General features: G+C 64.0%; 19 protein-coding genes. 6 read left to right on the plus strand and 13 right to left on the minus strand.

Features of this window, described 5'->3' with window-relative positions; translation table 11 throughout:
* Positions 1–48: 48 nt before the first annotated feature.
* Together ACQKPZ_RS21535 and pap are read right to left on the minus strand one after the other, a co-directional pair.
* On the minus strand, positions 49–1014 hold the full coding sequence (locus ACQKPZ_RS21535) for a DMT family transporter (protein ID WP_427541961.1): 966 nt from the start codon (positions 1012–1014) through the stop codon (positions 49–51).
* Between the two features lie 253 nt (positions 1015–1267).
* A complete protein-coding gene (gene pap, locus ACQKPZ_RS21540; RefSeq protein ID WP_427541964.1) occupies positions 1268–2761 on the minus strand; it encodes a polyphosphate:AMP phosphotransferase in 1494 nt (497 codons plus the stop codon).
* A 113-nt stretch (positions 2762–2874) separates the two neighbouring features.
* Between pap and mnmC the strand changes: the two genes are divergently transcribed.
* The 5 genes from mnmC (at position 2875) to ACQKPZ_RS21565 (ending at position 10308) form a co-directional block, all read left to right on the plus strand.
* Positions 2875–4839: a bifunctional tRNA (5-methylaminomethyl-2-thiouridine)(34)-methyltransferase MnmD/FAD-dependent 5-carboxymethylaminomethyl-2-thiouridine(34) oxidoreductase MnmC gene (gene mnmC / locus ACQKPZ_RS21545; RefSeq protein ID WP_427541967.1), complete on the plus strand. Its 1965-nt coding sequence runs from the start codon at positions 2875–2877 to the stop codon at positions 4837–4839.
* Between the two features lie 227 nt (positions 4840–5066).
* Positions 5067–6854 (plus strand): N-acetylglutaminylglutamine amidotransferase, encoded by a 1788-nt coding sequence (locus ACQKPZ_RS21550; RefSeq protein ID WP_427541969.1) that lies wholly within the window; start codon positions 5067–5069, stop codon positions 6852–6854.
* A 3-nt stretch (positions 6855–6857) separates the two neighbouring features.
* On the plus strand, positions 6858–8603 hold the full coding sequence (ngg, locus tag ACQKPZ_RS21555; RefSeq protein WP_427541972.1) for an N-acetylglutaminylglutamine synthetase: 1746 nt from the start codon (positions 6858–6860) through the stop codon (positions 8601–8603).
* Between the two features lie 125 nt (positions 8604–8728).
* A complete protein-coding gene (locus tag ACQKPZ_RS21560) occupies positions 8729–9913 on the plus strand; it encodes an osmoprotectant NAGGN system M42 family peptidase (RefSeq protein WP_391124974.1) in 1185 nt (394 codons plus the stop codon).
* A gap of 167 nt (positions 9914–10080) precedes the next feature.
* Entirely contained in the window at positions 10081–10308 is a 228-nt protein-coding gene (locus tag ACQKPZ_RS21565) for a YheU family protein (protein ID WP_051099660.1), read from the plus strand.
* Positions 10309–10361: 53 nt separating this feature from the next.
* On the opposite strand, the gene csrA is transcribed toward ACQKPZ_RS21565, so the two are convergent.
* Together csrA and ACQKPZ_RS21575 are read right to left on the minus strand one after the other, a co-directional pair.
* On the minus strand, positions 10362–10550 hold the full coding sequence (csrA, locus tag ACQKPZ_RS21570) for a carbon storage regulator CsrA (protein WP_427541975.1): 189 nt from the start codon (positions 10548–10550) through the stop codon (positions 10362–10364).
* Between the two features lie 120 nt (positions 10551–10670).
* A complete protein-coding gene (locus ACQKPZ_RS21575; protein ID WP_427541978.1) occupies positions 10671–11480 on the minus strand; it encodes an SDR family oxidoreductase in 810 nt (269 codons plus the stop codon).
* A gap of 221 nt (positions 11481–11701) precedes the next feature.
* On the opposite strand from ACQKPZ_RS21575, the gene ACQKPZ_RS21580 reads away from it, so the two are divergent.
* Positions 11702–11854 carry a DUF3309 family protein gene (locus tag ACQKPZ_RS21580; protein ID WP_012271016.1) on the plus strand — a complete coding sequence of 51 codons (153 nt, stop codon included), beginning with the start codon at positions 11702–11704 and terminating at the stop codon, positions 11852–11854.
* Here ACQKPZ_RS21580 and ACQKPZ_RS21585 read toward each other — a convergent pair.
* The 9 genes from ACQKPZ_RS21585 to ACQKPZ_RS21625 all read right to left on the minus strand — a co-directional run bounded on the left by ACQKPZ_RS21585 (position 11782) and on the right by ACQKPZ_RS21625 (position 24012).
* Positions 11782–14931, minus strand: a complete 3150-nt coding sequence (locus ACQKPZ_RS21585) for a transporter substrate-binding domain-containing protein (RefSeq protein WP_427541981.1) — start codon at positions 14929–14931, stop codon at positions 11782–11784. The two genes, ACQKPZ_RS21580 and ACQKPZ_RS21585, sit on opposite strands and share 73 nt — an antisense overlap.
* A gap of 9 nt (positions 14932–14940) precedes the next feature.
* Positions 14941–15567 (minus strand): response regulator, encoded by a 627-nt coding sequence (locus ACQKPZ_RS21590; RefSeq protein ID WP_427541984.1) that lies wholly within the window; start codon positions 15565–15567, stop codon positions 14941–14943.
* Between the two features lie 24 nt (positions 15568–15591).
* The gene (locus ACQKPZ_RS21595; RefSeq protein WP_427541987.1) at positions 15592–16773 is read right to left on the minus strand and encodes a hypothetical protein; all 1182 of its coding nucleotides are present in this window, start codon (positions 16771–16773) and stop codon (positions 15592–15594) included.
* Positions 16774–16787: 14 nt separating this feature from the next.
* Positions 16788–17522: a molecular chaperone gene (locus ACQKPZ_RS21600; protein WP_427541990.1), complete on the minus strand. Its 735-nt coding sequence runs from the start codon at positions 17520–17522 to the stop codon at positions 16788–16790.
* Between the two features lie 116 nt (positions 17523–17638).
* Positions 17639–20149: a CS1-pili formation C-terminal domain-containing protein gene (locus ACQKPZ_RS21605; protein WP_427541993.1), complete on the minus strand. Its 2511-nt coding sequence runs from the start codon at positions 20147–20149 to the stop codon at positions 17639–17641.
* A gap of 87 nt (positions 20150–20236) precedes the next feature.
* The gene (locus ACQKPZ_RS21610; RefSeq protein WP_427541996.1) at positions 20237–20716 is read right to left on the minus strand and encodes a CS1 type fimbrial major subunit; all 480 of its coding nucleotides are present in this window, start codon (positions 20714–20716) and stop codon (positions 20237–20239) included.
* 222 nt (positions 20717–20938) lie between these two features.
* The gene (locus ACQKPZ_RS21615) at positions 20939–22603 is read right to left on the minus strand and encodes a cation acetate symporter (RefSeq protein WP_427541999.1); all 1665 of its coding nucleotides are present in this window, start codon (positions 22601–22603) and stop codon (positions 20939–20941) included.
* The gene (locus ACQKPZ_RS21620) at positions 22600–22911 is read right to left on the minus strand and encodes a DUF485 domain-containing protein (RefSeq protein WP_016715535.1); all 312 of its coding nucleotides are present in this window, start codon (positions 22909–22911) and stop codon (positions 22600–22602) included. Before ACQKPZ_RS21620 ends, ACQKPZ_RS21615 begins: the two co-directional genes overlap by 4 nt.
* A gap of 240 nt (positions 22912–23151) precedes the next feature.
* On the minus strand, positions 23152–24012 hold the full coding sequence (locus ACQKPZ_RS21625; RefSeq protein ID WP_427542002.1) for a glycine betaine ABC transporter substrate-binding protein: 861 nt from the start codon (positions 24010–24012) through the stop codon (positions 23152–23154).
* Between the last annotated feature and the right edge of the window lie 30 nt (positions 24013–24042).

Consider the following 24042-nt stretch of genomic DNA (forward strand, 5'->3'; position numbering starts at 1 on the left):
CGAGATCTCTGGGGCTGCTGCGCAGCCCATCGCGACACAAGGCCGCTCCTACATAGAGCGCGCAACTTTCTTGAATTTGCGGGCCCGCCACCCAGCTACCAGCGACGGCCCCAGCGCCACCAGCGCCGAACCCAGCACCACGGTCACCGCCCCCACGTAACCCAAGGCATTGATGTCCTCGGCATGCACATAGTCAGGCCACACCACGGCCGCCGCAGCCACCGCAACAAAGGTCACCAGCGGCGTCAACGCCAGCGTGGCACTCACCCGTGATGCCTCCCAATGCGCCAGCGCTTCGGCAAACGCGCCGTAGGCCACCAGGGTGTTCAGGCAGCAGGCCAGCAATAGCCAGCCCTGCACCGGGGTCAGCTGCAACGCCTCCAGCGGGTGCACCCAAGGCGTCAGCAGCGCAGCGCAACTGAGGTAGATCACCATCATCACCTGCTGGGAATGCCACACGGTCAGCAACTGCTTCTGGCTCAACGCGTAGAACACCCAGATGCTGGTGGCCAGCAAAATGGTCAGCACGCCGGTGGTGTAGGTGCCCAGCGAAGTCAGCAGCTCTTCCAGGCGCTGGTTGAAGAACAGCCCGAAACCCGCCAGCAATATCAGCAGCCCAACGCCCTGCCCCACGCTGAAACGCTCATGGAACACGAATACGCTGGCCACCAGCAACAGCACCGGGCCGAGCTGCACCACCAACTGCGCGGTGCCGGGGCTTAACAGGTTGAGCCCGATCAGGTACAGCACGTAGTTGCCCATCAGGCCAAGTACGGCAACCGCCACCAGGCCCTTGCCCTTGGGCGCAAGCCTGGCGAATGAAGGAAGCCGCCGTTTGGCCGCGAGCCAGGCGAACAGCAAGCCACCGGAGACCAGCAGGCGGTACCAGGTAACGGTGATCGGGTCGACCACTTGCAGCACCTGCTTGAGCTTGATTGGCAGGATGCCCCAAAGCAGCGCAGTCAGAAGTGCCAGGAACAGGCCGTAGCTCCAACGGCCGGAAGTGGTGTGCATAGCGTCCTCGATCAAGCCCGTGGTGGGGGTGATTGAATTCTACGGGCTTGGAGGGTGCCTACGGTGGAGAGTGCCGAGAAAAGAATTCATCAGGTCATTCTTTCGGGGCATGGTTTGCCAGATGAGGTGCCTGTTCCGGCCTCTTCGCGGGCAAGCCCGCTCCCACAGGGACCGCACAACGCTCAGCCCTGTGATGATCCTGTGGGAGCGGGCGTGCCCGCGAAGAGGCCAGAACAGGCGACATCACCTTCAGCTATTTCTTGTCCTTGGCAAACGCTGCCTCAAGCGCCTGGTTGATGGTGCGCAACACCTTCACTCGCGCCCAGCGCTTGTCGTTGGCCTCCACCAGCGTCCATGGCGCGATCTCGCTGCTGGTACGGTCGACCATGTCGCCCACCGCCTGGGCATAGTCGTCCCACTTTTCGCGGTTGCGCCAGTCGTCCTCGGTGATCTTGTAGCGCTTGAACGGGATCTGCTGGCGCTCTTCGAAGCGTTCCAGCTGGGTCTGCTGATCAATGGACAGCCAGAACTTGACCACCACCACGCCGGCATTGACCAACTGCTCTTCAAAGTCATTGATCTCGCTGTAGGCGCGCATCCAGTCGGCCGGGGTGCAGAAGCCCTCAACCCGCTCCACCAGCACCCGGCCGTACCAGGAGCGGTCGAAGATGGTGAATTTGCCACGCGCCGGGATATGCCGCCAGAACCGCCACAAGTACGGCTGTGCGCGCTCTTCTTCGGTGGGCGCGGCAATCGGCACGATGCGGTATTGGCGTGGGTCCAGTGCCGCCGCTACACGGCGGATGGCGCCACCCTTGCCAGCGGCATCGTTACCTTCGAACACCGCCACCAGGGCATGCCGACGCATGTGCTTGTCACGCAGCAGGCCGGCCAGGCGGGCCTGTTCGGTCACCAGCTGTTCCTGGTAGTCGGCCTTGTCCAGGCGCAGGGCCATGTCCAGGGCACCGAGCAGGCTGCGGTCATCGATGCTTCGGCCCAGCGGGGCAACGTTGCCCCGGTGCTTGCCCTTGGGGTTATTGGCTAGCGCAGCTTGCAGGCTTTCCAGCAGGATGCGCCCCACCGCCAGGCTGCGGTAGTTCGGGTCGACGCCTTCGACGATATGCCAAGGCGCATAGTCGCGGCTGGTGCGGCGCAGTACACGCTCGCCAAAGCGCACGAAGCGGTCGTACGTTTCCGACTGCTGCCAGTCCAGCGGGCTGATCTTCCAGCTGTGCAGCGGGTCGTCCTTGAGCGATTTCAGCCGTGCCTTCATCTGCTTCCTGGACAGGTGGAACCAGAACTTGATGATCAGCGCGCCTTCATCGCACAGCATTTCCTCCAGCCGCTCGGCGCCGGTTATGGCCTGATCGAGCACGGCATCCTTGAACACCCCGTGCACCCGCCCCTGCAACATCTGGCTGTACCAGTTGCCGAAGAACACGCCCATCCGCCCCTTCGGTGGCAGGGCCCGCCAGTAGCGCCAGGCCGGCGGGCGGGCCAGCTCTTCGTCGGTCTGCTGGTCGAAGGTGAGCACATCGATCATGCGCGGGTCCATCCACTCGTTGAGCAGCTTGACCGTCTCGCCCTTGCCCGCGCCTTCGACGCCGTTGATCAGCACGATCACCGGGAAGCGCGCCTGCTGCTTGAGTTCGTACTGGGCTTCGAGCAGGGCCTCGCGCAAAGCGGGTACCTCGGCGTCGTAAGCCTCCTTGTCGATGCTGTGGCCGATTTCGGCGGATTCGAACATGCACTGGCTCCTTCAATGGATAAGCAAGACTAGCGGATTTGTGGGTTGCCTGTGCCTGCGCAAAATCATCAGATGGCATAAAATCCCGCGCATCTGCTGCAACCGAGCCAACCATGTCCACCCTCCTCCAGCACGCCCAGATCGACTGGGACGACCAAGGCCGCCCCCATTCGCGGCAATACGACGACGTCTATTTCGCAGTCAACGAAGGCATCGAAGAAACCAAACACGTGTTCCTCGGCCAGACCCGCCTGGCCGAGCGCTTTGCCAGCCTGGCCCCGCATACCTGTACGGTGATTGGCGAAACCGGTTTTGGCACTGGCATGAACTTCTTCTGTGCGTGGCAGCTGTTTGACGAACATGCCCACAGTGACGCACGCCTGCACTTCGTCAGTGTCGAGAAATACCCCCTCGGCCTCGACGATATGGTACGTGCGGTGCGCCTGTGGCCGGAGCTTGCTGCCTATACCGAGCCGTTGCTGGAACAGTACGTGGCGGTGCACCCAGGCTTTCAACAGTTCACGCTGGCCAATGGCCAGGTCACCCTTACCCTGCTGATCGGCGATGTGCTGGAACAGCTGCCGCAGCTGGATGCGCAGGTCGACGTGTGGTTCCTCGATGGCTTCGCCCCGGCCAAGAACCCCGACATGTGGACCCCGGCGCTGTTCGCGCAGCTGGCGCGGCTGTCGCACCCGGGTACCGTGCTGGGCACCTTCACCACCACGGGGTGGGTACGCCGCAGCCTGGTCGAAGCTGGCTTTGCCATGAAGAAGGTGCCGGGCATCGGCAAGAAGTGGGAGGTGATGAGCGGCGCTTACGTCGGCCCACAGCCCGGCCCCAGCGCGCCCTGGTATGCGCGCCCGCGTACCGCACCTGGCCCACGTGAGGCCCTGGTGGTCGGCGCCGGGCTCGCGGGCAGCACAACCGCAGCCAGCCTGGCCCGGCGTGGCTGGCAGGTGACCGTGCTGGAGCGCCACGATGGCCCGGCGCAGGAGGCCTCGGGCAACCCGCAAGGGGTGTTGTACCTCAAGCTGTCTGCCCATGGCACTGCGCTGTCGCAAATGATCCTGTCCGGTTTCGGCTACACCCGGCGCCAGCTCGAGCGCCTGCAACGTGGCCACGATTGGGATGCCTGCGGCGTGCTGCAACTTGCCTTCGACAGCAAGGAAGCCGAGCGCCAGGGCAAGCTGGCCGCTGCCTTCGACCACAACCTGCTGCAATCGCTGGAACGCGCTGAAGCCGAAGCCATCGCCGGGGTAGCCTTGCCGGCTGGCGGCTTGTACTACCCCGAAGGCGGCTGGGTGCATCCGCCAGCGCTATCCGCGCAGCAGTTGCAACACCCTGGGATTCGCCTGCTGACGCACCAGGAAGTCATCGAGCTGCGCAAGGTGGATGACCACTGGCAAGCCTGGGCTGGCGAGCGCCTGCTCGCCAGCGCGCCGGTGGTCGTTCTGGCCGGTGCCGCCGAGGTGCGGCGCTTCGAGCCTTGCGCGCAGTTGCCACTCAAGCGCATCCGTGGGCAGATCACCCGGCTGCCGGCCACCGCCAGCAGCCGGGCACTGCGCACCGTGGTGTGCGCGGAAGGTTATGTGGCGCCGCCGCGCGGGGGTGAGCACACCTTGGGCGCGAGCTTTGATTTCCACAGCGAAGACCTGGCGCCGACAGTGGCCGAGCATCAGGGCAACCTGGCGTTACTGGATGAAATCTCCACTGATCTGGCCCAGCGCCTGGGCGCGGCAGAGCTGGCCCCTGAGCAATTGCAGGGGCGTGCGGCGTTCCGTTGCACCAGCCCGGACTACTTGCCAATTGTCGGGCCGGTGGCCGATGGGCCGGCGTTTGCCGAGGCGTATGCGGTGCTGAGCCGGGATGCGCGGCAGGTGCCGGATGTAGCCTGCCCTTGGCTGGAGGGCTTGTATGTGAACAGCGGACATGGCTCGCGTGGGTTGATCACGGCGCCCTTGAGTGGCGAGCTGGTGGCGGCGTGGGTGTGCGGGGAGCCGCTGCCGTTGCCGCGGGCGGTGGCGGAGGCTTGTCATCCGAACCGGTTTGCCCTGCGCAAGTTGATCCGGGGCAAATAAGGGATGGGGCCGCTATGCGGCCCTTCGCGGTCACGCCCGCTCCCACAGGGATCGCGCAATGTCAGAGGCTGGCGAAAAACCTGTGGGAGCGGGCATGCCCGCGAAGGGCTGCACAGCAGCCCCATATAACAGATTGTTCTAAAACTCTCACAAAGCACATAGGTCAGTTCCTTAAGGTGCCCTAATCCGGGGCATCACCTCCCCAACGGAAAAACCGGTAAGGACTTATGTGCGGATTAGCAGGAGAGTTGCGTTTCACCCCCATCGACCAAGCCCCTCGCCCAGCCGACCTGGCTGCGGTAGAGCGCATCACCCATCACCTGGCCCCGCGTGGCCCGGATGCCTGGGGCTTCCATAGTCAGGGCCCGATCGCCCTGGGCCACCGGCGACTGAAAATAATGGACCTGTCCGACGGCTCGGCGCAGCCGATGGTCGACAACACCCTGGGCCTTTCGCTGGCCTTCAACGGCGCTGTCTACAACTTCCCCGAACTGCGCCAGGAGTTGCAAGACCTGGGCTACACCTTCTGGTCCGATGGCGACACCGAGGTGCTGTTGAAGGGCTACCACGCTTGGGGCGCGGCCTTGCTGCCCAAGCTCAACGGCATGTTCGCCCTGGCCATCTGGGAGCGCGACAACCAGCGCCTGTTCCTGGCCCGCGACCGCCTGGGTGTCAAACCCCTGTACCTGTCGCGCAACGGCGAACGCCTGCGCTTTGCCTCGACCCTGCCGGCCTTGCTCAAGGGTGGCGACATCGACCCCATGCTCGACCCGGTCGCGCTCAACCATTACCTGAACTTCCACGCCGTGGTACCGGCGCCGCGCACCTTGCTGGCCAATGTGCAGAAGCTGGAGCCCGGCACCTGGATGCGCATCGACCGCCATGGTGAAGTGGAACGCCAGACCTGGTGGCAGCTGAAATACGGCGCCAACCCGGACGAGCGTGAGCTGGACCTGGAAGGCTGGACCACCCGCGTGCTCGACGCCACCCGCGACGCCGTGGCCATCCGCCAACGTGCCGCCGTCGACGTCGGTGTGCTGCTGTCCGGCGGGGTTGATTCCAGCCTGCTGGTCGGCCTGCTGCGCGAAGTGGGCGTGGACGACCTGTCGACCTTCTCCATCGGCTTTGAAGATGCCGGCGGCGAGCGCGGCGACGAGTTCCAGTATTCCGACCTGATTGCCAAACACTACGGTACCCGCCACCACCAGTTGCGCATTGCCGAACACGAGATCATCGACCAGCTGCCGGCCGCCTTCCGCGCCATGAGCGAGCCGATGGTCAGCCACGACTGCATCGCCTTCTACCTGCTGTCGCGTGAAGTGGCCAAGCACTGCAAAGGCGTGCAAAGCGGCCAAGGCGCCGACGAGCTGTTTGCCGGCTACCACTGGTACCCGCAGGTAGACGGCGCCGAAGACCCCTTTGCGGCCTACCGCGATGCGTTTTTCGACCGCAGCCACGCCGAGTACCGCGACACCGTGCAGGCGCCCTGGCTTCTGGAAACCGACGCCGCTGGCGATTTCGTGCGCGAGCACTTCGCCCGCCCCGGTGCCCGCGACGCCGTGGACAAGGCCCTGCGCCTGGACAGCACGGTGATGCTGGTGGACGACCCGGTCAAGCGCGTGGACAACATGACCATGGCCTGGGGCCTGGAGGCGCGCACGCCGTTCCTCGACTACCGCTTGGTGGAGTTGTCGGCGCGCATCCCGGCGCGGTTCAAGTTGCCCGACGGCGGCAAGCAGGTGCTCAAGCAGGCGGCGCGGCGGGTGATTCCGCATGAGGTGATCGACCGCAAGAAGGGCTACTTCCCGGTACCGGGCCTGAAGCACCTGGAGGGCGCCACCCTGGGTTGGGTGCGCGAACTGCTGACCGACCCCAGCCAGGACCGGGGCCTGTTCAACCCGGCCATGCTCGACCGCTTGCTGAGCAACCCACACGGCCAGCTTACGCCGCTACGGGGCTCCAAGCTGTGGCAGCTGGCAGCACTGAACCTGTGGCTGAGTGAACAAGGAATCTGACCGATGAAAGCCCACGAAATCGCTTACGGTCAGCGCCTGTTGCGCGGCCAGGCGCCGTCCTACGAACGCCTGCAAGCGCGCCTGGCCGGCGATGGCAGCCAGCCCCACGACCAGCCGCGTGCCGTGCACTGCGGTTGGGGCCGGCTGCTGATCGGCCACACCTACCCCAACCCGGCCAGCCTGGCCGAAGAACTGCTGGACGAATGCCCCGGTGAGCGCGACATCGCCTTGTACGTGGCCGCGCCCCAGCAGCTGCTGGCCCAGGCGCCGCAGCAACTGTTCCTCGACCCGTCCGACACACTGCGCTTGTGGTTCACCGACTACCGGCCAGCACAGCGGGTGTTCCGCGGCTTTCGTGTGCGCCGGGCACAAAACGCGGCCGACTGGCAGGCCATCAACACCCTGTACCAGGCGCGCGGCATGCTGCCGGTCGACGCCGATCGGATAACACCGCGGCACCTGGGTGGCCCGGTGTACTGGCTGGCCGAAGACGAAGACAACGGCGCGGTGATCGGCAGCGTCATGGGCCTGAACCACGCAAAAGCCTTTGACGACCCGGAGCACGGCAGCAGCCTGTGGTGCCTGGCGGTGGACCCACACTGCACCCGACCCGGCGTCGGCGAAGTGCTGGTGCGCCACCTGATCGAACACTTCATGAGCCGTGGCCTGGCCTACCTGGACCTGTCGGTGCTGCACGACAACCGCCAGGCCAAGCGCCTGTACCAGAAGCTGGGTTTTCGCAACCTGCCCACCTTTGCGGTCAAGCGCAAGAACGGCATCAACCAGCAGCTGTTCCTTGGCCCGGGCCCTGAGGCAGCGCTGAACCCCTACGCCCGCATCATCGTTGACGAGGCCTTGCGCCGCGGCATCGACGTGCAGGTAGATGACGCTGCGGGCGGCCTGTTTACCCTGAGCCTGGGCGGGCGCAGAATTCGCTGCCGCGAGTCGCTCAGTGACCTGACCAGCGCCGTGACCATGACCCTGTGCCAGGACAAGCGCCTGACCCAGCATGCCCTGCACCACGCCGGGCTGCAGGTGCCGGCGCAGCAACTGGCTGGCAATGCCGACGACAACCTGGCCTTTCTTGACGAGCATGGCGCGGTGGTGGTCAAACCGGTGGACGGCGAACAAGGCCAAGGCGTAGCGGTGAACCTGACCTGCATCGACGACATTACCCGCGCCGTGGCAAACGCCCGCCAGTTCGACAGCCGCGTGCTGCTGGAGAGCTTCCATGCGGGGTTCGACTTGCGCATCGTGGTGATCGGCTACGAAGTGGTGGCCGCCGCCATCCGTCACCCGGCCCAGGTGTTGGGCGACGGCAAACACAGCATCCGCCAGTTGATTGAAGCCCAGAGCCGTCGACGCCAGGCGGCCACCGGGGGAGAAAGCCGCATTCCGCTGGACGACGAAACCGAGCGCACCCTGCGTACAGCGGGCTTTGCCTACGACGACGTATTGCCCGCCGGCCAGCGCCTGGCCGTACGGCGCACCGCCAACCTCCACACCGGTGGCACCCTGGAAGACGTAACCGAACGCCTGCACCCGGTGCTGGCCGACGCGGCCGTGCGCGCTGCTCGGGCGCTGGAGATACCGGTAGTAGGGCTGGACTTCATGGTGCGCGATGCCGGGCAACCGGAGTACGTGATCATCGAGGCCAACGAGCGTGCCGGGTTGGCCAACCATGAACCGCAGCCTACGGCGGAGCGGTTTATCGACCTGCTGTTTCCGCATAGCCGGCCTCTGGCGTAACAGCTGATGGCCTCTTCGCGGGCACGCCCGCTCCCACAGGTCCGCCACAGGGCCTGGGACTTGTGCATTACCTGTGGGAGCGGGCATGCCCGCGAAGAAACCAACACAACTTTCAAGGAGTACTCATGTCCGAACGACTCCCGGAACCCGATCTCGACTACCTCAAACGCGTGCTGCTGGAAATGCTCGCCATCCCCAGCCCCACCGGTTTCACCGACACCATCGTGCGCTACGTGGCCGAACGCCTGGACGAGCTGGGCATCCCCTTCGAGCTGACTCGCCGCGGCACCATTCGCGCCACCCTCAAGGGCCGGCAAACCTCCCCCGACCGCGCCGTCTCGGCCCACCTCGACACCATCGGCGCCAGCGTGCGCCAGTTGCAGGACAACGGCCGCCTGGGCCTGGCGCCAGTGGGCTGCTGGTCCAGCCGTTTTGCCGAAGGCAGCCGGGTCAGCGTGTTCACCGACACCGGTGTGGTGCGTGGCAGCGTGCTGCCGCTGATGGCCAGCGGGCATGCCTTCAACACCGCCATCGACCAGATGCCGGTCAGCTGGGATCACGTTGAACTGCGCCTCGACGCCTACTGCGCCACCCGCGCCGATTGCGAAGCGTTGGGCGTGAGCATTGGTGACTTCGTTGCCTTCGACCCGCTGCCCGAGTTCACCGAAAGTGGCCACATCAGCGCCCGCCACCTGGACGATAAGGCCGGCGTAGCGGCGCTGCTCGCCGCTTTGAAGGCCGTGGTAGAGAGTGGCCACCAGCCGTTGATCGACTGCCACCCGTTGTTCACCATCACCGAAGAGACCGGCTCGGGCGCAGCCGGCGCCCTGCCCTGGGACGTCAGCGAGTTCGTGGGGATCGACATTGCGCCGGTAGCCCCCGGGCAAGCCTCCAGCGAGCATGCGGTGAGCGTGGCCATGCAGGACTCGTCGGGGCCTTACGACTACCACCTGTCCCGGCACCTGCTCAAGCTTGCCGGCGACCACGACCTGCCGGTGCGACGCGACTTGTTCCGCTACTACTTCAGCGATGCCCACTCGGCGGTGACAGCGGGGCACGATATACGTACCGCGCTGGTGGCATTTGGTTGCGACGCCACCCATGGCTACGAACGCACGCACATCGACAGCCTTGCGGCATTGAGCCGGTTGCTGTCGGCGTACCTGCTGAGCCCACCGGTGTTCGCCAGCGACTCACAGCCGGCCAATGCTTCGCTTGAAAGGTTCAGCCACCAGCTGGAGCACGATGCCCAGATGGAAAGCGACACGCGGGTGCCGGCGGTGGACAGCCTGGTTGGCAATAAGGTTTGAGGGCCTTGGGGGCTGCTTTGCAGCCCATCGCGACACAAGGCCGCTCCTACAGGTGTATGCGATCCCCTGTAGGAGCGGCCTTGTGTCGCGATGGGCCGCAGAGCGGCCCCAAATGCTTGAAGGTTTCGCGTAGCATGCCTGCACCAACACCCTAGGCAACGCCCACCATGCTGATCCCCTACGACCAACTGCAAGCAGAAACCCTGACCCGCCTGATCGAAGACTTCGTCACCCGCGACGGCACCGATAACGGCGACGATACCCCGCTGGAAACCCGCGTGCTGCGGGTGCGCCAGGCGTTGGCCAAGGGGCAGGCGTTCATCCTGTTCGACCCGGAGAGCCAGCAGTGCCAGTTGCTGGCCAGGCATGATGTGCCCCGCGAGTTGCTCGATTAGCAGGCCCGGCCCCTTCGCGGGCAAGCCCGCGAAAGGGGCCGGCAAAGGCTCCATCAAGCCCTGCGGGTCTTGTCCTGCCCTCCCTGCTTGATGCGCTTGTACACTTCGGCCCGGTGCACCGGCACCGCCCTCGGCGCCTCTACCCCGAAACGCACCACCCCGTCCCGCGTCTCTACCACCATGATGCGAATGTCATCGCCAATCACGATGATCTCGCCCACTTCGCGCCCGATTACCAGCATGTTCCGCTCCTTCAGCGACAGGTAAAAACGGAGCGTGCATCGTGGACATAAACCTACTCAATACTTCCACGGCAAATCAGAAGCGCCCTACATTCGCCGGTAACTCCTCCTACAGAACTTTCACCGAGAATGCGCTTTGGCACGCATTTTTACCGCCATGCCGGCCATTTCGTCATACAGTCGCTCGGGGGCTTCGCGCTTCAGTGCCCAGGCTTGTCGACCTGCCTCATGGGGCAGGATCAGGAACTCGCCGGCGGCCACTTGCTGATGGATATACTCGGCAATCTCTGCCGCGTTGATCGGCGAGCCCTCCAGCAGCTTGCCCACCTGGGCCTTCATCGCCGGGTTGGGCCCGCGGAACGAGTCCAGCAGGTTGGTCTGGAAGAACGACGGGCACACCACGTGCACCGCCACCTCCTGCTGGCGCAGCTCCACCAGCAGGCTTTCCGACAGCGCCAGCACGCCGGCCTTGGCCACGTTGTAGTTGCTCATGCCTGGGCCCTGCATCAGCGCGGCCATCGAGGCGATGTTGATGATGCGCCCCTTGCTGCGCTCCAGCAGCGGCAAGAAGGCCTTGCAGCCTTTGACCACGCCCATCAGGTTGACCGCGATCTGCCAGTCCCAGTCCTCCAGCGACAGCTCGGCGAAGAACCCACCCGAGGCCACGCCCGCGTTGTTGACGATCACATCGATGCCGCCAAACTGTTCGGTGCAGGCCTGGGCCAGCGCGGTGAGCTGGCTGTAGTCGCGCACGTCGCAGCGCTGGACGAAGCCTTCGCCACCAGCCGCGCGGGCCAGCTCCAGGGTTTCGCGCAGGCCGCTTTCATTGACATCGGCCAGCGCCAGGCGCCAGCCCTCACGCGCCCAGCGCAAGGCGATTTCGCGCCCGAGGCCGGACCCTGCGCCGGTGATCATGATGCGGTTTTGCATGGTGGCAGGCCTTGTTCAGGTGGGTAGTGAGGGGAGTCTAAACAAGGGCCTGTGTATCGGCAGGGTTCATCAGGGTAGTGAATGGGCGGGCATGACCATGCAGTCAGTGCCGGCCGCTTCGCAGCACACAAAATGGAATCTTTCCCAAGCGGCAGCAGTCCGAAGTTACAAGAGGCCTGCAGTCCGAGGCCCTTGCCCCTCAACCACGCAAGGACTCCACCATGACCACGATCCTCATCATCATCCTGATCCTGCTGCTGATCGGTGGCTTACCGGTCTTCCCACACTCGCGCAGCTGGGGCTACGGCCCGTCCGGTATTGTCGGCGTGGTGCTGGTCATCCTGCTCGTGCTGCTGCTGTTAGGCATGATATGAGCCATCCCGCCTGGCGGCGGGGTTCCAGGCAAGTCCGCGTGCTGCGCGAGGTAGCTGGCGAGCCAGCGATCCAGGCGCAGCATCGCGTCCTTCAGCGCGAGGGCTGCCCGGCGCACCTGCAAAGGGTCCGGCGGGGAGTGCCCGCACTGCGCTTCAAGCCGTTCACACAACGCTATCAAGGCGTGCCCCGGTGCGATGCGCGCTGCACCTTTTACCCTGTGGGCCAGCTCGGCAAGCGCCGACGGCTGGTGTAACGACGCGGCAAGCTTTGTCAGATCCTCCCTGTTGCTTTTGGCGAGGTCGGCCATCAGGGCCACCAATACTGCCTGGTCGCCACAGACCAGTTTATGCAGATGTGCCAGATCGACAATTGGCGGCCCCTGACCGGTCGGCTGGCAGGCACGCAATGTCTGCTTGAGTGTATCCAGGTCCAGCGGCTTGAACAGGCAATGGTCCATACCTGCTGCTCTGGCGCGGCGGCGCTCCGCCTGCATGGCGCTGGCGGTGAGCCCCACCACCCGACAACGTGGCAGGCCCCTGCGGCGCTCGTGTTCGCGAATTGCCCGGGCCAGCGCAAAACCACCAAGCCTGGGCATGTTGCAATCGCTGATGACCACATCGAACGGGTGCCGCAACCACAGGCGCAGGGCCTGATCGCCATCCTCGGCAACCTGGACCTCATGGCCAAGAAACTCCAGCTGGTGCGCCAGCAACAAGCGGTTGGCGGGATAGTCATCGACGACCAGCACGCGCAAGCCTGCCAACCTGGCTGGATCACCCTGCGGCAGCACCGAGGCAGCCACCACCGGCGCAGCTGCCAGCATCAGGTCAAGGCGGATTTCAATCCGCGTGCCTTGGCCCAGCACGCTGTGCAAACGCAACTGCCCGCCGAGCATTTCACACAAACTGCGGCTGATGCCAAGCCCCAGCCCTGTACTGCTACGCGGTGACTGGCGCTGATTGCTGGCCTGGTGAAACGGTTGGCCAAGGCTTGCCAGCTCGGACTGGGCAATACCGATGCCGGTGTCTGCAACTTCCAGCAACACGCTTGCCCGGCCGGCAGCAGCCTGCATGCTCAGGCTCACCAACACCTCGCCTTGGGGGGTAAACTTGATCGCATTGTTGACCAGGTTGGCCAGCACCTGTTTGAAACGCACCGGGTCAAGCATGACCCAGCTGTTCACCGCGCCTTTGCACACCACGTTCAGGGCAAGCCCTTTGCCGTGTGCCTGCTGCTCGAACAGCTGCACAACCCGCGCCACCTGCTCACGCAGGCTCACAGGCACCAGTACCAGCTGCAGCTGGCCGGTTTCGATGCGTGTGATATCGAGCACATCCCCTATCAGCTCTTGTAGCCCCATGGCGGCATCAGCCGCCACTTCAATGGCCAGGTGGTCCAGTTCGCCCTGCCCGGCTTTACGTCGGGCAAGCTCCAGCATACCCAGCAGGGCATGCAACGGTGTGCGGATTTCATGGCTCATGGCGGCAAGGAACTGCGTCTTGGCCTGGTTGGCCGCATCAGCGTCACGTTTTGCGCGCCGCAGTTGCACCTGCATCCGGCGCAGGTAGCGGACCCACAGCAGGGCCAGCAGCAACAGGCTACACGTGGTGGCAAACCCCGCCAGCACGCGACCGCCATAGCGGTGCAAGAAACCATCGTCAACGATCGTCGGGTTACGCCAGCGTCGCACCATTGCCTCCATTTCCGCCGGTGGCAGTGCGAGCAAGGCCTTATCGACAATACCCAATAGCTGTTCGTCAGCGTGGCTGCCAGCAAAGGCGAAATGCACCGGTGGCAGCGCAAGGCTGGCAGTGATACGCAGCCTGCCAGGGGAGTGACGCGCAACCAGCGAGCGTGCCTGGTCAAGTGCCAGCACCTGCCTGTCGAACGGCTCCAGGCTGCCGGGCGCTACCGCCTCGTTACGCGTTACCAACACCTGCGCAGCGCTCAAGTAAGCACGGCTGAACCGCAGTTGGCGGGCGTGTGCGGGGCTATATGCCAGGCCGGCAACCAGGTCGGCCTGGCCCCCGCGTACCTGCTCGATCATGCGCTGGGCATCGCTGCCCGCCTGTACCTCGAAGCGCAAGCCGGTGAGGCGGCTGATGCGGTCCAGCACGTCCAGGCTCAAACCGCGCAATTGGCCATGCCCATCGCGGTAGCTCAACGGAAGCTGCTGCTCGCCGAGCAACACTTTGACTACGGGGTTTGTCGCCAGCCAGCGCTGCTGTGCTTCGGTGAGTTCAACCCGCACGAGTTTGCCCGGGCTGGCAAGCTGGGGGCTCCAATACCCGCGAATGCGGGCATGCTGCTGCTCGTCAAGGCCTTGCAAAACGGCGTCGACCAACCGGGGGAGTGGGCCTTCGTTGTCGAGCATGGCAAAGCCCAAGGCCTGAGCTGGCAAATCTGGCCACTCGACGGCTTCGATGCCGGGCAACTGCCCGCGGGCCAAGAGGTAGCGAGTGCCCAAGCCACTGCCGAGGTACAGCTCGGCTTCCCCGAGCTGTAACGCCGCCAGGGCGCTGTAAGGTGTTGGGTGAAGCAGTATCCGTGCATTGGGGTGTTCGCGCTGCAACAGTGGCAATGGTCGATAACCGTCGACCATCAGCAACCGAGTGCCTTCGCTGCCGCCACTGACACCGCGCTCGCTGGCCAACAGCAGTGGCTGGTCGATGATGTAGGGGGTAGACACATGCAGATCTGCCGCTTGCGCCTGTTCTGCGGATACCGAGCTGACCATGTCGACAGCCCCCGCGCGCAAGGCAGCAAACGCTGCGCTGTACGTGTCGAATACTTTCAGGCGTACTTCCAGGCCAAGCTTCTCGCCCAGCAGACTGGCGTACTCGGCGCTGATGCCTTCGTAGGCATGACCGGTGCCGAGCATGTCGAAGGGTGGATTGTCGCGGCCGATGACGCCCAGGTTCAGCTGGCGCTTCTCCCACAACCAGCGCAGGTCTGCGACGGCCAGCGACGCAGGGGCACCCGCCTCCACGCCACGGGTGTACAGCTGCGGTGCGGCGAGGACGGATAATGGACTAAGGCAATACAGCAGCCACAGCAGCAAGGTTCGGATTGGCACGGGTAGCGACTAGAGCAGCGCATTGCGACGGGCGAAGTCCGCCAGGTCGATCAGCGAGTTGACCCGCAGTTTTTCCATGAGCCGGGCCTTGTAGGTGCTGATGGTCTTGTTGCTCAGCAGCATGGCCTCGCCGATTGCTTTGTTGCTAAGCCCGCGGGCCAGCTGTTGCAAGACCATCAGCTCGCGGTCGGTCAACGAGGCAATGCATTGCGCGTCCGTGTACTTGAGGTCCTGCTTGTGCACCGAACTCAGCGCCACCTCGGGGAAATAGGTATAGCCCGACAGCGCGGCGCGCACTGCCTTGCCCAGCTCGTCCAGCTCATCGGTCTTGGCCACGAAGCCTGCCGCGCCGGCCTGCATGCAACGCAGCGAATAGGCCTCGGGCAATTGCGACGTCAGCACCAGGACCTTGGGCGGCTGGGTCACGGCCTTGAGCCGGGCAATCACCTCAAGCCCATCCAGCCCAGGCATGGCGATGTCGAGGATTACCAGGTCCGGGCCCAGCTCACGCACCAGGCGCACCGCATCGATGCCGTTGTCGGTCTGGCCGACGACATCGAGCCGCTCCTTGCGCAGCAGCATGCACACGGTGGCGCGGATGAACGGGTGGTCGTCTACCACCAGGACCTTGTGCATGGCTTGCTCCTGGAAAATGCCACGTCATAACTCAGCATCGAAGATCACGGTGACTTGCCCGGTGTAGGTCTGCCCCGGGTTCTTGAGCATGCCCTGCACCTCGTCGCGGCCAGCCTCGAAATGCAGTTGGCCCGGGCGATTGATGGTCGGCATCGATGCCTCGAAATGCAGCGCAGCATGCCGACCGGTCGGCAAGGCCAGGTGCTGGACCGGGTTGCCGAGGTACTGCACACCGGGCGGCAGGCTCAGGCTGACCTGCACGGCTGCATTTTCGTTGTTGTCATTGCGGATCGCGCAACCCGCGCCGCTGTCGTACTGGCACAGCTTGTAGGCCTTGAACGGGCCGGTCGACCACAAGCGGAACGGCAGGTCTCGGTAAAGCCGCCCGGGCGCTTTGCCGCCGGACAGCCAGGCCTGCCACCCCCCTTTGGGTTCGAGCACGGCGCGCTCGGAGCCAGGTGGAAACTCGACAAGGAAGGGATGCTGAACATCCAGCTCGAAATTGAGGGTAAGGGTATCGGTACTCAAGTCGGTGACATCGTTGCCGAAGTCGAAATCACCACCCGGGCCGATGCGGTAAGTAGTTGTACCGCGATAGATGCCAGACCTGAGGCGGTAAGGCGGTGGCATATCCAGCACGAAGGCGGCGGCGAACTCAGTCATGTTGACCGTCATGACCGTGCCCTCGGGTGCATAAGTGCTGTCAGTCCAGCACGGCTCGGGGGCATCAGGATTGGACAGAAAAATAGCGCGCGCGGCTCGGCCATTTGCCCAGCCGCCACTTTGGCCGCCGCTGGTGCAACCACCTCCCAACTGGCTCCAGAAAGGGTTGCGGTCAAGGCGGGGACTGTACGCGGCGAAGCTCAACAGTTCCCACTTGAAGCGCATGCGGCGCGGCTCGCCAGATTCATGATAAACATCGATTTCCCGCGCGGCAGGGGCCTGCAAGAAGCCCCTGTCACGCCAGTCCGGCGCGCCTTTCACTGTTTTTTTGGTAAAGCTGATAGGCAGATCGACAGTGGTCCTACCCCGGCACGACAAGGGCCAGCGCTCACACATATGGCCGGGCGGCGTGGTGTTTTCGAACCGCCCCGAACCACCCCCCCGGTATTGCGCCGTAATCGTCAACTCAATCGCGCTGGCCAGTGGCGCCAGCAACAACATCGCCAGCGCCAGGGCATTGCGCAGACTGGCCAATGCCGCCATGCCCTTGGCCGGCCTCATCCTTCCACCGCCATCGCGGTCAACGTTGACCCTTCATGCAACTCGAACTGGTGCAATTTGCCCGCCTGCCCTTCGAACTCTCGGGTACGCCCAGGCAGCAAGTGATGCTTGGTCGCCGGTTCACACGCCTCACCGGCAGACTGGCACTGGCGGAACTGGTCCAGCACCACGGTGCTGTTACCCTGGTTGCTGACCGTGAGCTTGCCGCCCTGGCGCTGCACCGGCGTCTGGAATTGCACCTCGGCCGGCCGCACGAACAACAACGAGCCGTAGCCTGCCAGCAGGTTGACCCCGGCCTTGAGGTGTTCGCGGTACTGTTCGGCCTCCTGTGCATCGACGGCAAAGCCATCGCCCAGCTCTGGCAATACCGGCACGAAGCGCAAGCGGAAGTAACGCTCTTTGTCGCGCTCACCGCGGTACAGCAAACGCACGGCCTGCATACCCTGGGCCGGCACGATCAGCCGCGCCGGGCTGGCCACCAGGCCGCGCTGCTCCAGCGGCAGGCCATCGGTATTGACTTCGCGGGCATTGCCATCGCTGTCGTACACCAGCTCGGCGACGCTGACCTTGACGAAGGCGGTTGTGTCGCCGCCGTTGCGCACCCGTTTAAGCAAGGTGCTCTTGCCACCGTCAAGGTAATCATAGAGCGCACCGACATTGAGCTCGGGGGCTGCGTGGGTGGCCAGTGGCGCAACCAGCAGTGCCAGGGCAATCAGGCGATGGATATTCACGGTTGAAGGCTCCTTGGGTAAGTGCAGCGATGGGCATACCGTAAAACGGCTGCCCTCGTAGGAGTTGTAGGACCCGTCTGAACTGACGGTAGGGCGGCTCTGTGTCTGATCAAGGTCTAGCTCCTGCCGCGCTCGCTACCTGCGGCGCCAGCCTTGGCCAGGCTTGCTGGCGTGCAACGCTGGTCGCCGGCCAACAGCACATCGTCTTCACGCGCCAGTTGCGCCAGGTCCAGCGTCAGCAGGCATACGGCCTCCCCTTGCTGGCGAATTTCCAGGGTGGGGGTAGACTCGCTCATCTCCACGGCGAAAAAGCCATCGGCTTCGCTGACACTGCGGCTGGCGTGGTTGATCACCTGGGCACCGCGCAGCGGCTGCCCATGGCTGTCGAGCAGGCGGCCGATCACGGTCAGGGTGCGCAGTACCCGCAGTTGCCGGTAGGCGATGCCGCCACGGTTCAGGTGGTAGTCCACGCTGGACGGCTGGATTACGGCTGCGGTGGCGTCCGTACCTTCGAGGTCGAACTGCACATGGCCGGCCTTGTACGCCGCCACCGGCACAACGTTGCGCCCGGGCCGCAAGTTGGCAGTACCGCCATGACGGTCGTCTGCACGCAGCTTCAGCCCTGCGATGTCGCTTTCCACGTCGACGATAATCCCCGCCTGGTGGGGCAGGTACTGGCCACTCACCGCTGCCTTGCCGGCCCCCACCGCCAGCATGCTTTCAAGGTTGAGGCCGCCGCTGAACTCACCGTTGTACGAAGAGCGCTGGAAGTAGGCATCGCCATGCAACTGCTGGTTTTCAAACTGCGTGTCGCCCCCCAAGCCGGCACCATAGCGGTCGGCGCTGGCGGTCAGGCCAACGCTGCGCAGCGGGCCGAGGTCGACGTCCTGTTGGTAGGCCAACGCGGCATTCAGGTCACGCCCGCCGTCGCGTGCGGTACGGGTGCCGACGCTGGCCGACAGGCGCCGGCCGCCCGTGCCGCCCAGGCTCATGCTGAGGCTCAGGTTGACACCGCGGCTGCGGGCCTCGCCGGTGCCAGCGTTGCCCGGCCGGTCGAACAGCGACAGGCGCCAGTTGGCCTGCGAACCCAGTAACTGGCCGAAGTACGACCAGCCCAGGTCCACCCCCGTACCCGCGCTGGATCCGGTGCTGTGCGACACACGCACACTGGCGGTATTGCGCGGGTCCAGGCGGTGGTTGTACGACAGTGACGTCTGCGTTTGCCGGGCCTGCCAGTTGGTCGGTTCACGGGCCTCGCGCAGCGACTCCGGGCGCGCCAGCCAGGTGCTGCTCTGGCTAGCTACCAACGAGCTGCTTTCCCCGGCATGGATCAGTTGCAGGTCGTAACCGTTGCCGTAGCCCTCGGCCCGGAACAGGTTGCCGTACAGTTTGAAGCGGTCGCGTACATCCCAGTCCAGCGAGGTTCCGTATTGCAGGGTCTCGTCGATGCGCTGCGCCGACAGGCCGACGATAGCCCGCGGGTGTAGCAGGTAGTTGGCCAGCACGCCTGCGGCCAGGCTGTCATCGGCGTCGTGCTGCCAGTTGCTGAGCACGCTGCTCTGCCGGCCCAGGTACAGGTTGTAGCGCCACGGGGCATCGGTGCTGCGCCAGTTGCTGGGTTTGTAGATGAACGCCTGGCTGCGCGAAGTGACCTGGCCATCCTCGACCAGGCGTATTTCCACTTCATAGATGCCACCGGGCAGCACTTTGCTGTCCAGCGTCTGCAGGCCTGGCTGCACCGGCTGGCTGTTGATCAGCACCCCATTGCGGTAGATCTCCGCCACGGCGGGGCGATTGGGGGTGACGTAGATGGGCGTCGCACTGGGCGCGCCATTGTCGATGGCCAGGCTGTCGCTGCTGCCAAACATCAGCCCCAGCGTGGTGTCTGGGCTGGTGCCCATCAGCCGTGGCTGGCGGGTCAGGCCTTGGGCACTGGGGGTGAAATAGCCAAGTCGGTAGAAGTGATCTTGTACAAGACGCTCCCCATACAGCTGGTCAACCCGGTAACGCGTGCTCTGCTGGCTGTCGCTGCCACGGTCGAGCTGGCCATCGGCCAAGGTTGTCCAGTTACCCAGGCTGCCCTGCCCTTGCAGCGCATAGCGCCCGCTGGTGGCGCGGCCGTCATTCACCAGGTTGAGCTGGTTACGCAGCAACAGGCCGTAGCTGCCTTGTTCGGGAAGCCGGTGGTAACGCTCGCCTGCCGTTGATGCTTCGGCCTGGTCGGTGAGCAGTGACAGCTGCGAGTTGACCAGGCTGTAATGCACTGCGCGCAAACCATCGGGGCAATCCACCTCGCAGTCGCCCAGTGGCCGGCCGTCGACCAGGCGTTCGCGCCAGCGCCGCCGCAGGCTCTCCGGCTCACGGCTGTCGAGGGTTTCGGTAAATTCCAGCAACTGCACGCGCTGATCGCGGCTTAGCACCACCATGGCATCGCCCAGGTAGCGGCCGTCCAGGTCCACCCTGACGGCCAGCGGTACTTCATAGAAGTGCGCCTCGAATTCTCGCGGCAGGCCTTCGGTGCCGCCGAACGCCGCAGGCGCTGCCTGGCCATTCACAGGTGCAACGGCCAGGCAGGCTGCCACCGGCAGGCTGCGGTACAGCGCACGTAACGGGAAGTATCTGGTCATGAGTGTCGCTTGCAGGCAATACCTGCCCGCCCCGCGGCAGGGGCCGAGGGCAGGAGCAGGCAACAACGGATGAACGGTGAGGGTGAATCAGGGCGCGGCGGTTTCGAAGATCATGCTGACCAGGCCCTGGTAGTTGCCTGGCTCGTAGCCGGCGGCGGGTGCCGGTTGTGCGGCGACTTCAAAGCCAATGATCGCCCCCGGTGCCGCCTGGCTGGCGCTTACCACTTCGTTTGGCGTGGTCTGCAATACGGTGTCGCCAACCTTGACGTCCAGGCCGATGTTGTTGGTGCCATTGGCAATCACGGCAGGCGATACCAGGTAGGCGGTGATAGGGCCGACGGTGCTTTTGACTTGCAGTTCCTTGCGGATTGGCTCGAGCTTGGCTTGGTAGGGGTTCCAGCCCAACTCCTGAGGGTCGTTCATCCAGTTGCCGCCAACCGGCTCGACGAAGAAGGCATCGGTCGGTACCTGGGCGGTTACCTGCACCTGTTTTTCAATCGGGTCGACCGCGTGGGCCGCGCCGGCGAAAAGCAGGGCCAGCGGAAGGGCGAAGAACATACGTTTCACGAATCAAATCTCCTTGAAGGAATCACTGGCTGACGGGCGACTGCCCGATCAGTGGAGGCGATTATTCGTGAACGCTGGCGCGGAATGATTAGGACCGTTCCGAGCGAATTTAGGAAATTTCCCAAGCAAATTCATTTTGCCACTATGCGCTGCCAAACCGTGAAACGCACAACGCCCCGGCTAGCGGGGCGTTGTGCGTTTCACGGTTTGGCAGCTACAACATCAGTGGGAAACCGCCCCGCTGGCACCCAAACCAGTCTGCGAACGCACGAACTGCGGGAAGAATTTCGCACGCTCGTCATCAGCCGCCTTGGACTTGTCGGTGATCGAGAAGAACCAGATGCTGACGAAGGCAATCGCCATCGAGAACAGTGCCGGGTACTCGTACGGGTAGATGGCTTTCTCGTGGCCGAGGATCTGTACCCAGATGGTCGGGCCGAGGATCATCAGCGTCACCGCACTTACCAGGCCCAGCCAGCCGCCAATCATGGCGCCGCGGGTGGTCAGCTTCTTCCAGTACATCGAGAGCAGCAGTACCGGGAAGTTGCAGCTGGCGGCAATGGAGAACGCCAGGCCAACCATGAAGGCGATGTTCTGTTTCTCGAACAGGATGCCCAGGCCGATCGCCAGCACGCCCAGGGCGACGGTGGTGATCTTCGACACGCGGATCTCGTCCTTGTCGTTGGCCTTGCCCTTGCGCCACACGCTGGCGTACAGGTCGTGGGACACCGCCGAGGCACCGGCCAGGGTCAGGCCCGCAACCACTGCCAGGATGGTGGCAAAGGCGACCGCCGAGATAAAGCCGAGGAACACGCTGCCACCCACGGCATTGGCCAGGTGCACTGCCGCCATGTTGTTGCCGCCCAGCAAGGCGCCTGCGGCGTCTTTGAAGTCCGGGTTGGTGCTGACCAGCAGGATGGCGCCAAAGCCGATGATGAAGGTAAGGATGTAGAAGTAGCCGATGAAGCCGGTGGCGTACAGCACGCTCTTGCGCGCCTCTTTAGCGTCACTGACGGTGAAGAAGCGCATCAGGATATGCGGCAGGCCAGCGGTACCGAACATCAGCGCCAGGCCCAGCGAGAAGGCCGAGATCGGGTCCTTGACCAGGCCACCCGGGCTCATGATTGCCTCGCCCTTGGCGTGTACCTTGATCGCTTCGGAGAACAGCGTGTTGAAGTCGAAGCCCACGTGCTTCATCACCATCAGCGCCATGAAGCTGGCACCGGACAGCAACAGCACGGCCTTGATGATCTGTACCCAGGTGGTGGCCAGCATGCCGCCAAACAGCACGTACAGGCACATCAGGATACCCACCAGGATCACCGCCACGTGGTAGTCCAGGCCGAACAGCAGCTCTATCAGCTTGCCGGCGCCGACCATCTGCGCGATCAGGTAGAAGGCCACCACCACCAGCGAACCCGAGGCCGACAGGGTGCGGATTTCCTTCTGCCCGAGGCGGTACGAGGCGACGTCAGCGAAGGTGTACTTGCCCAGGTTGCGCAGGCGCTCGGCGATCAGGAACAGAATGATCGGCCAACCGACCAGAAAGCCGATCGAGTAGATCAGGCCGTCGTAGCCCGAGGTGAACACCAGCGCGGAAATACCCAGGAAGGAGGCTGCCGACATGTAGTCGCCAGCGATTGCCAGGCCGTTCTGGAAGCCGGTGATCTTGCCGCCGGCAGCGTAGTAGTCCGACGCCGACTTGTTGCGTTTGGAGGCCCAGTAGGTAATGCCGAGGGTGAAGGCGACGAAGGCCACGAACATGGCGATGGCGGAAACGTTAAGCGGTTGTTTCTGCACCTCGCCGGTCAGGGCATCGGCGGCCCACACGGCGGGTGCGAAGGCTCCGCAGGCCAGTACGGCCAGGGCTTTGGCGTGGCGAATCATTGTTGCGCCTCCTTCAGGATGGCCTTGTTCAGCTCATCGAATTCGCCGTTGGCGCGGCGTACGTAGATGGCGGTCAGGACGAATGCCGAAACGATCAGGCCGACGCCCAGGGGAATGCCCCAGGTAATCGATGACTCAGGGCTTAGCTTGGCGCCGAGCACTTGAGGACCGTAGGCGATCAGGAGGATGAAGGCGCAGTACAGGCCGAGCATGATCGCCGAGAGTATCCAGGCGAACCGTTCGCGTTTGGTGACCAGCTCCTTGAAGCGGGGGCTGTTTTGTATCGAGAGGTAAATGCTGTCGTTCATTGTTTTTGTCCTAGCAGCACAGGTAGGGGATGAAACCCACGCCCTTACTTTATGCGGCTGTTGGACGGCAACCAGACGACCTTAGTCTTAGATGCAACGGTGTTTTACCGATTGCGTAACAAAGTGCCGGCCCTTTCGCGGGCTTGCCCGCTCCCACAGGGGGATCACAAGGCCTGAGGGCAGTGATACACCTGTGGGAGCGGGCAAGCCCGCGAAGCAGCAAAACTGGCCCTGAAGTTCTTACTTGCCAGTCCACTCCTTCACACGATCAGGGTGCTTGGCCACCCAGTCCTTGGCCGCCGCTTCAGGCTTGGCCCCTTCCTGAATCGCCAGCATCACCTCGCCAATCTCATCCTTGGACTGCCAGCTGAACTTCTTCAGGAACTCCGCCACTTCCGGCGCCTTGGTGGCCAGTTCCTTGCTGCCGATGCTGTTCACGGTTTCTGCCGCGCCATACACGCCTTTCGGGTCTTCGAGGAACTTCAGCTTCCACTTGGCGAACATCCAGTGCGGCACCCACCCGGTTACCGCAATCGACTGCTGCTTGGCATAGGCACGGCCCAGCTCTGCGGTCATGGCCGCGCCGGAACTGGCCTGCAGCTTGTAGCCGGTGAGGTCGTAGTCCTTGATCGCCTGGTCGGTCTTGAGCATCACGCCGGAGCCGGCGTCAATGCCGACGATTTTCTGCTTGAAGCTGCTGTCGGTCTTGAGGTCGGCAATGCTCACCGCCTTGACGTACTCGGGGACGATCAGGCCGATCTTGGCGTCCTTGAAGTTGGCGCCGTAGTCGACCACGTTGTCCTTGTTCTTGGCCCAGTACTCGCCGTGGGTCACTGGCAGCCAGGCCGACAACATGGCGTCAAGCTTGCCAGTTGCCACGCCCTGCCACATGATCCCCGTGGCCACGGCCTGCAACTTCACGTCGTAGCCAAGCTTCTGCTTGATCACTTCTGCAGCCACGTTGGTGGTGGCCACACTGTCGGCCCAGCCATCCACGTAACCGATGCTTACTTCTTTGGCCATTGCCTGTGCTGCGCTCATTCCCAGTACCAGGGCGGTGCCTACACCCAGGAAACGTCGCATTTTTTTCAAAGTTGCCATCAAAGCATCCCCTCGTCAGGTCTTGGAGAT

It is taken from the genome of Pseudomonas sp. NPDC089547 (assembly GCF_050280665.1).
Lineage (GTDB): Bacteria > Pseudomonadota > Gammaproteobacteria > Pseudomonadales > Pseudomonadaceae > Aquipseudomonas.

Coding starts and splice junctions, on each gene's coding strand:
- pap (WP_427541964.1), bottom strand. CDS start 2,761: ATGTTCGAATCCGCCGAAATCGGCCACAGCATCGACAAGGAGGCTTAC.
- ACQKPZ_RS21575 (WP_427541978.1), bottom strand. CDS start 11,480: ATGCAAAACCGCATCATGATCACCGGCGCAGGGTCCGGCCTCGGGCGC.
- mnmC (WP_427541967.1), top strand. CDS start 2,875: ATGTCCACCCTCCTCCAGCACGCCCAGATCGACTGGGACGACCAAGGC.
- ACQKPZ_RS21625 (WP_427542002.1), bottom strand. CDS start 24,012: ATGGCAACTTTGAAAAAAATGCGACGTTTCCTGGGTGTAGGCACCGCC.
- ACQKPZ_RS21560 (WP_391124974.1), top strand. CDS start 8,729: ATGTCCGAACGACTCCCGGAACCCGATCTCGACTACCTCAAACGCGTG.
- ACQKPZ_RS21535 (WP_427541961.1), bottom strand. CDS start 1,014: ATGCACACCACTTCCGGCCGTTGGAGCTACGGCCTGTTCCTGGCACTT.
- ACQKPZ_RS21620 (WP_016715535.1), bottom strand. CDS start 22,911: ATGAACGACAGCATTTACCTCTCGATACAAAACAGCCCCCGCTTCAAG.
- ACQKPZ_RS21565 (WP_051099660.1), top strand. CDS start 10,081: ATGCTGATCCCCTACGACCAACTGCAAGCAGAAACCCTGACCCGCCTG.
- csrA (WP_427541975.1), bottom strand. CDS start 10,550: ATGCTGGTAATCGGGCGCGAAGTGGGCGAGATCATCGTGATTGGCGAT.
- ACQKPZ_RS21590 (WP_427541984.1), bottom strand. CDS start 15,567: ATGCACAAGGTCCTGGTGGTAGACGACCACCCGTTCATCCGCGCCACC.
- ACQKPZ_RS21605 (WP_427541993.1), bottom strand. CDS start 20,149: ATGACCAGATACTTCCCGTTACGTGCGCTGTACCGCAGCCTGCCGGTG.
- ACQKPZ_RS21615 (WP_427541999.1), bottom strand. CDS start 22,603: ATGATTCGCCACGCCAAAGCCCTGGCCGTACTGGCCTGCGGAGCCTTC.
- ACQKPZ_RS21550 (WP_427541969.1), top strand. CDS start 5,067: ATGTGCGGATTAGCAGGAGAGTTGCGTTTCACCCCCATCGACCAAGCC.
- ngg (WP_427541972.1), top strand. CDS start 6,858: ATGAAAGCCCACGAAATCGCTTACGGTCAGCGCCTGTTGCGCGGCCAG.
- ACQKPZ_RS21580 (WP_012271016.1), top strand. CDS start 11,702: ATGACCACGATCCTCATCATCATCCTGATCCTGCTGCTGATCGGTGGC.
- ACQKPZ_RS21595 (WP_427541987.1), bottom strand. CDS start 16,773: ATGGCGGCATTGGCCAGTCTGCGCAATGCCCTGGCGCTGGCGATGTTG.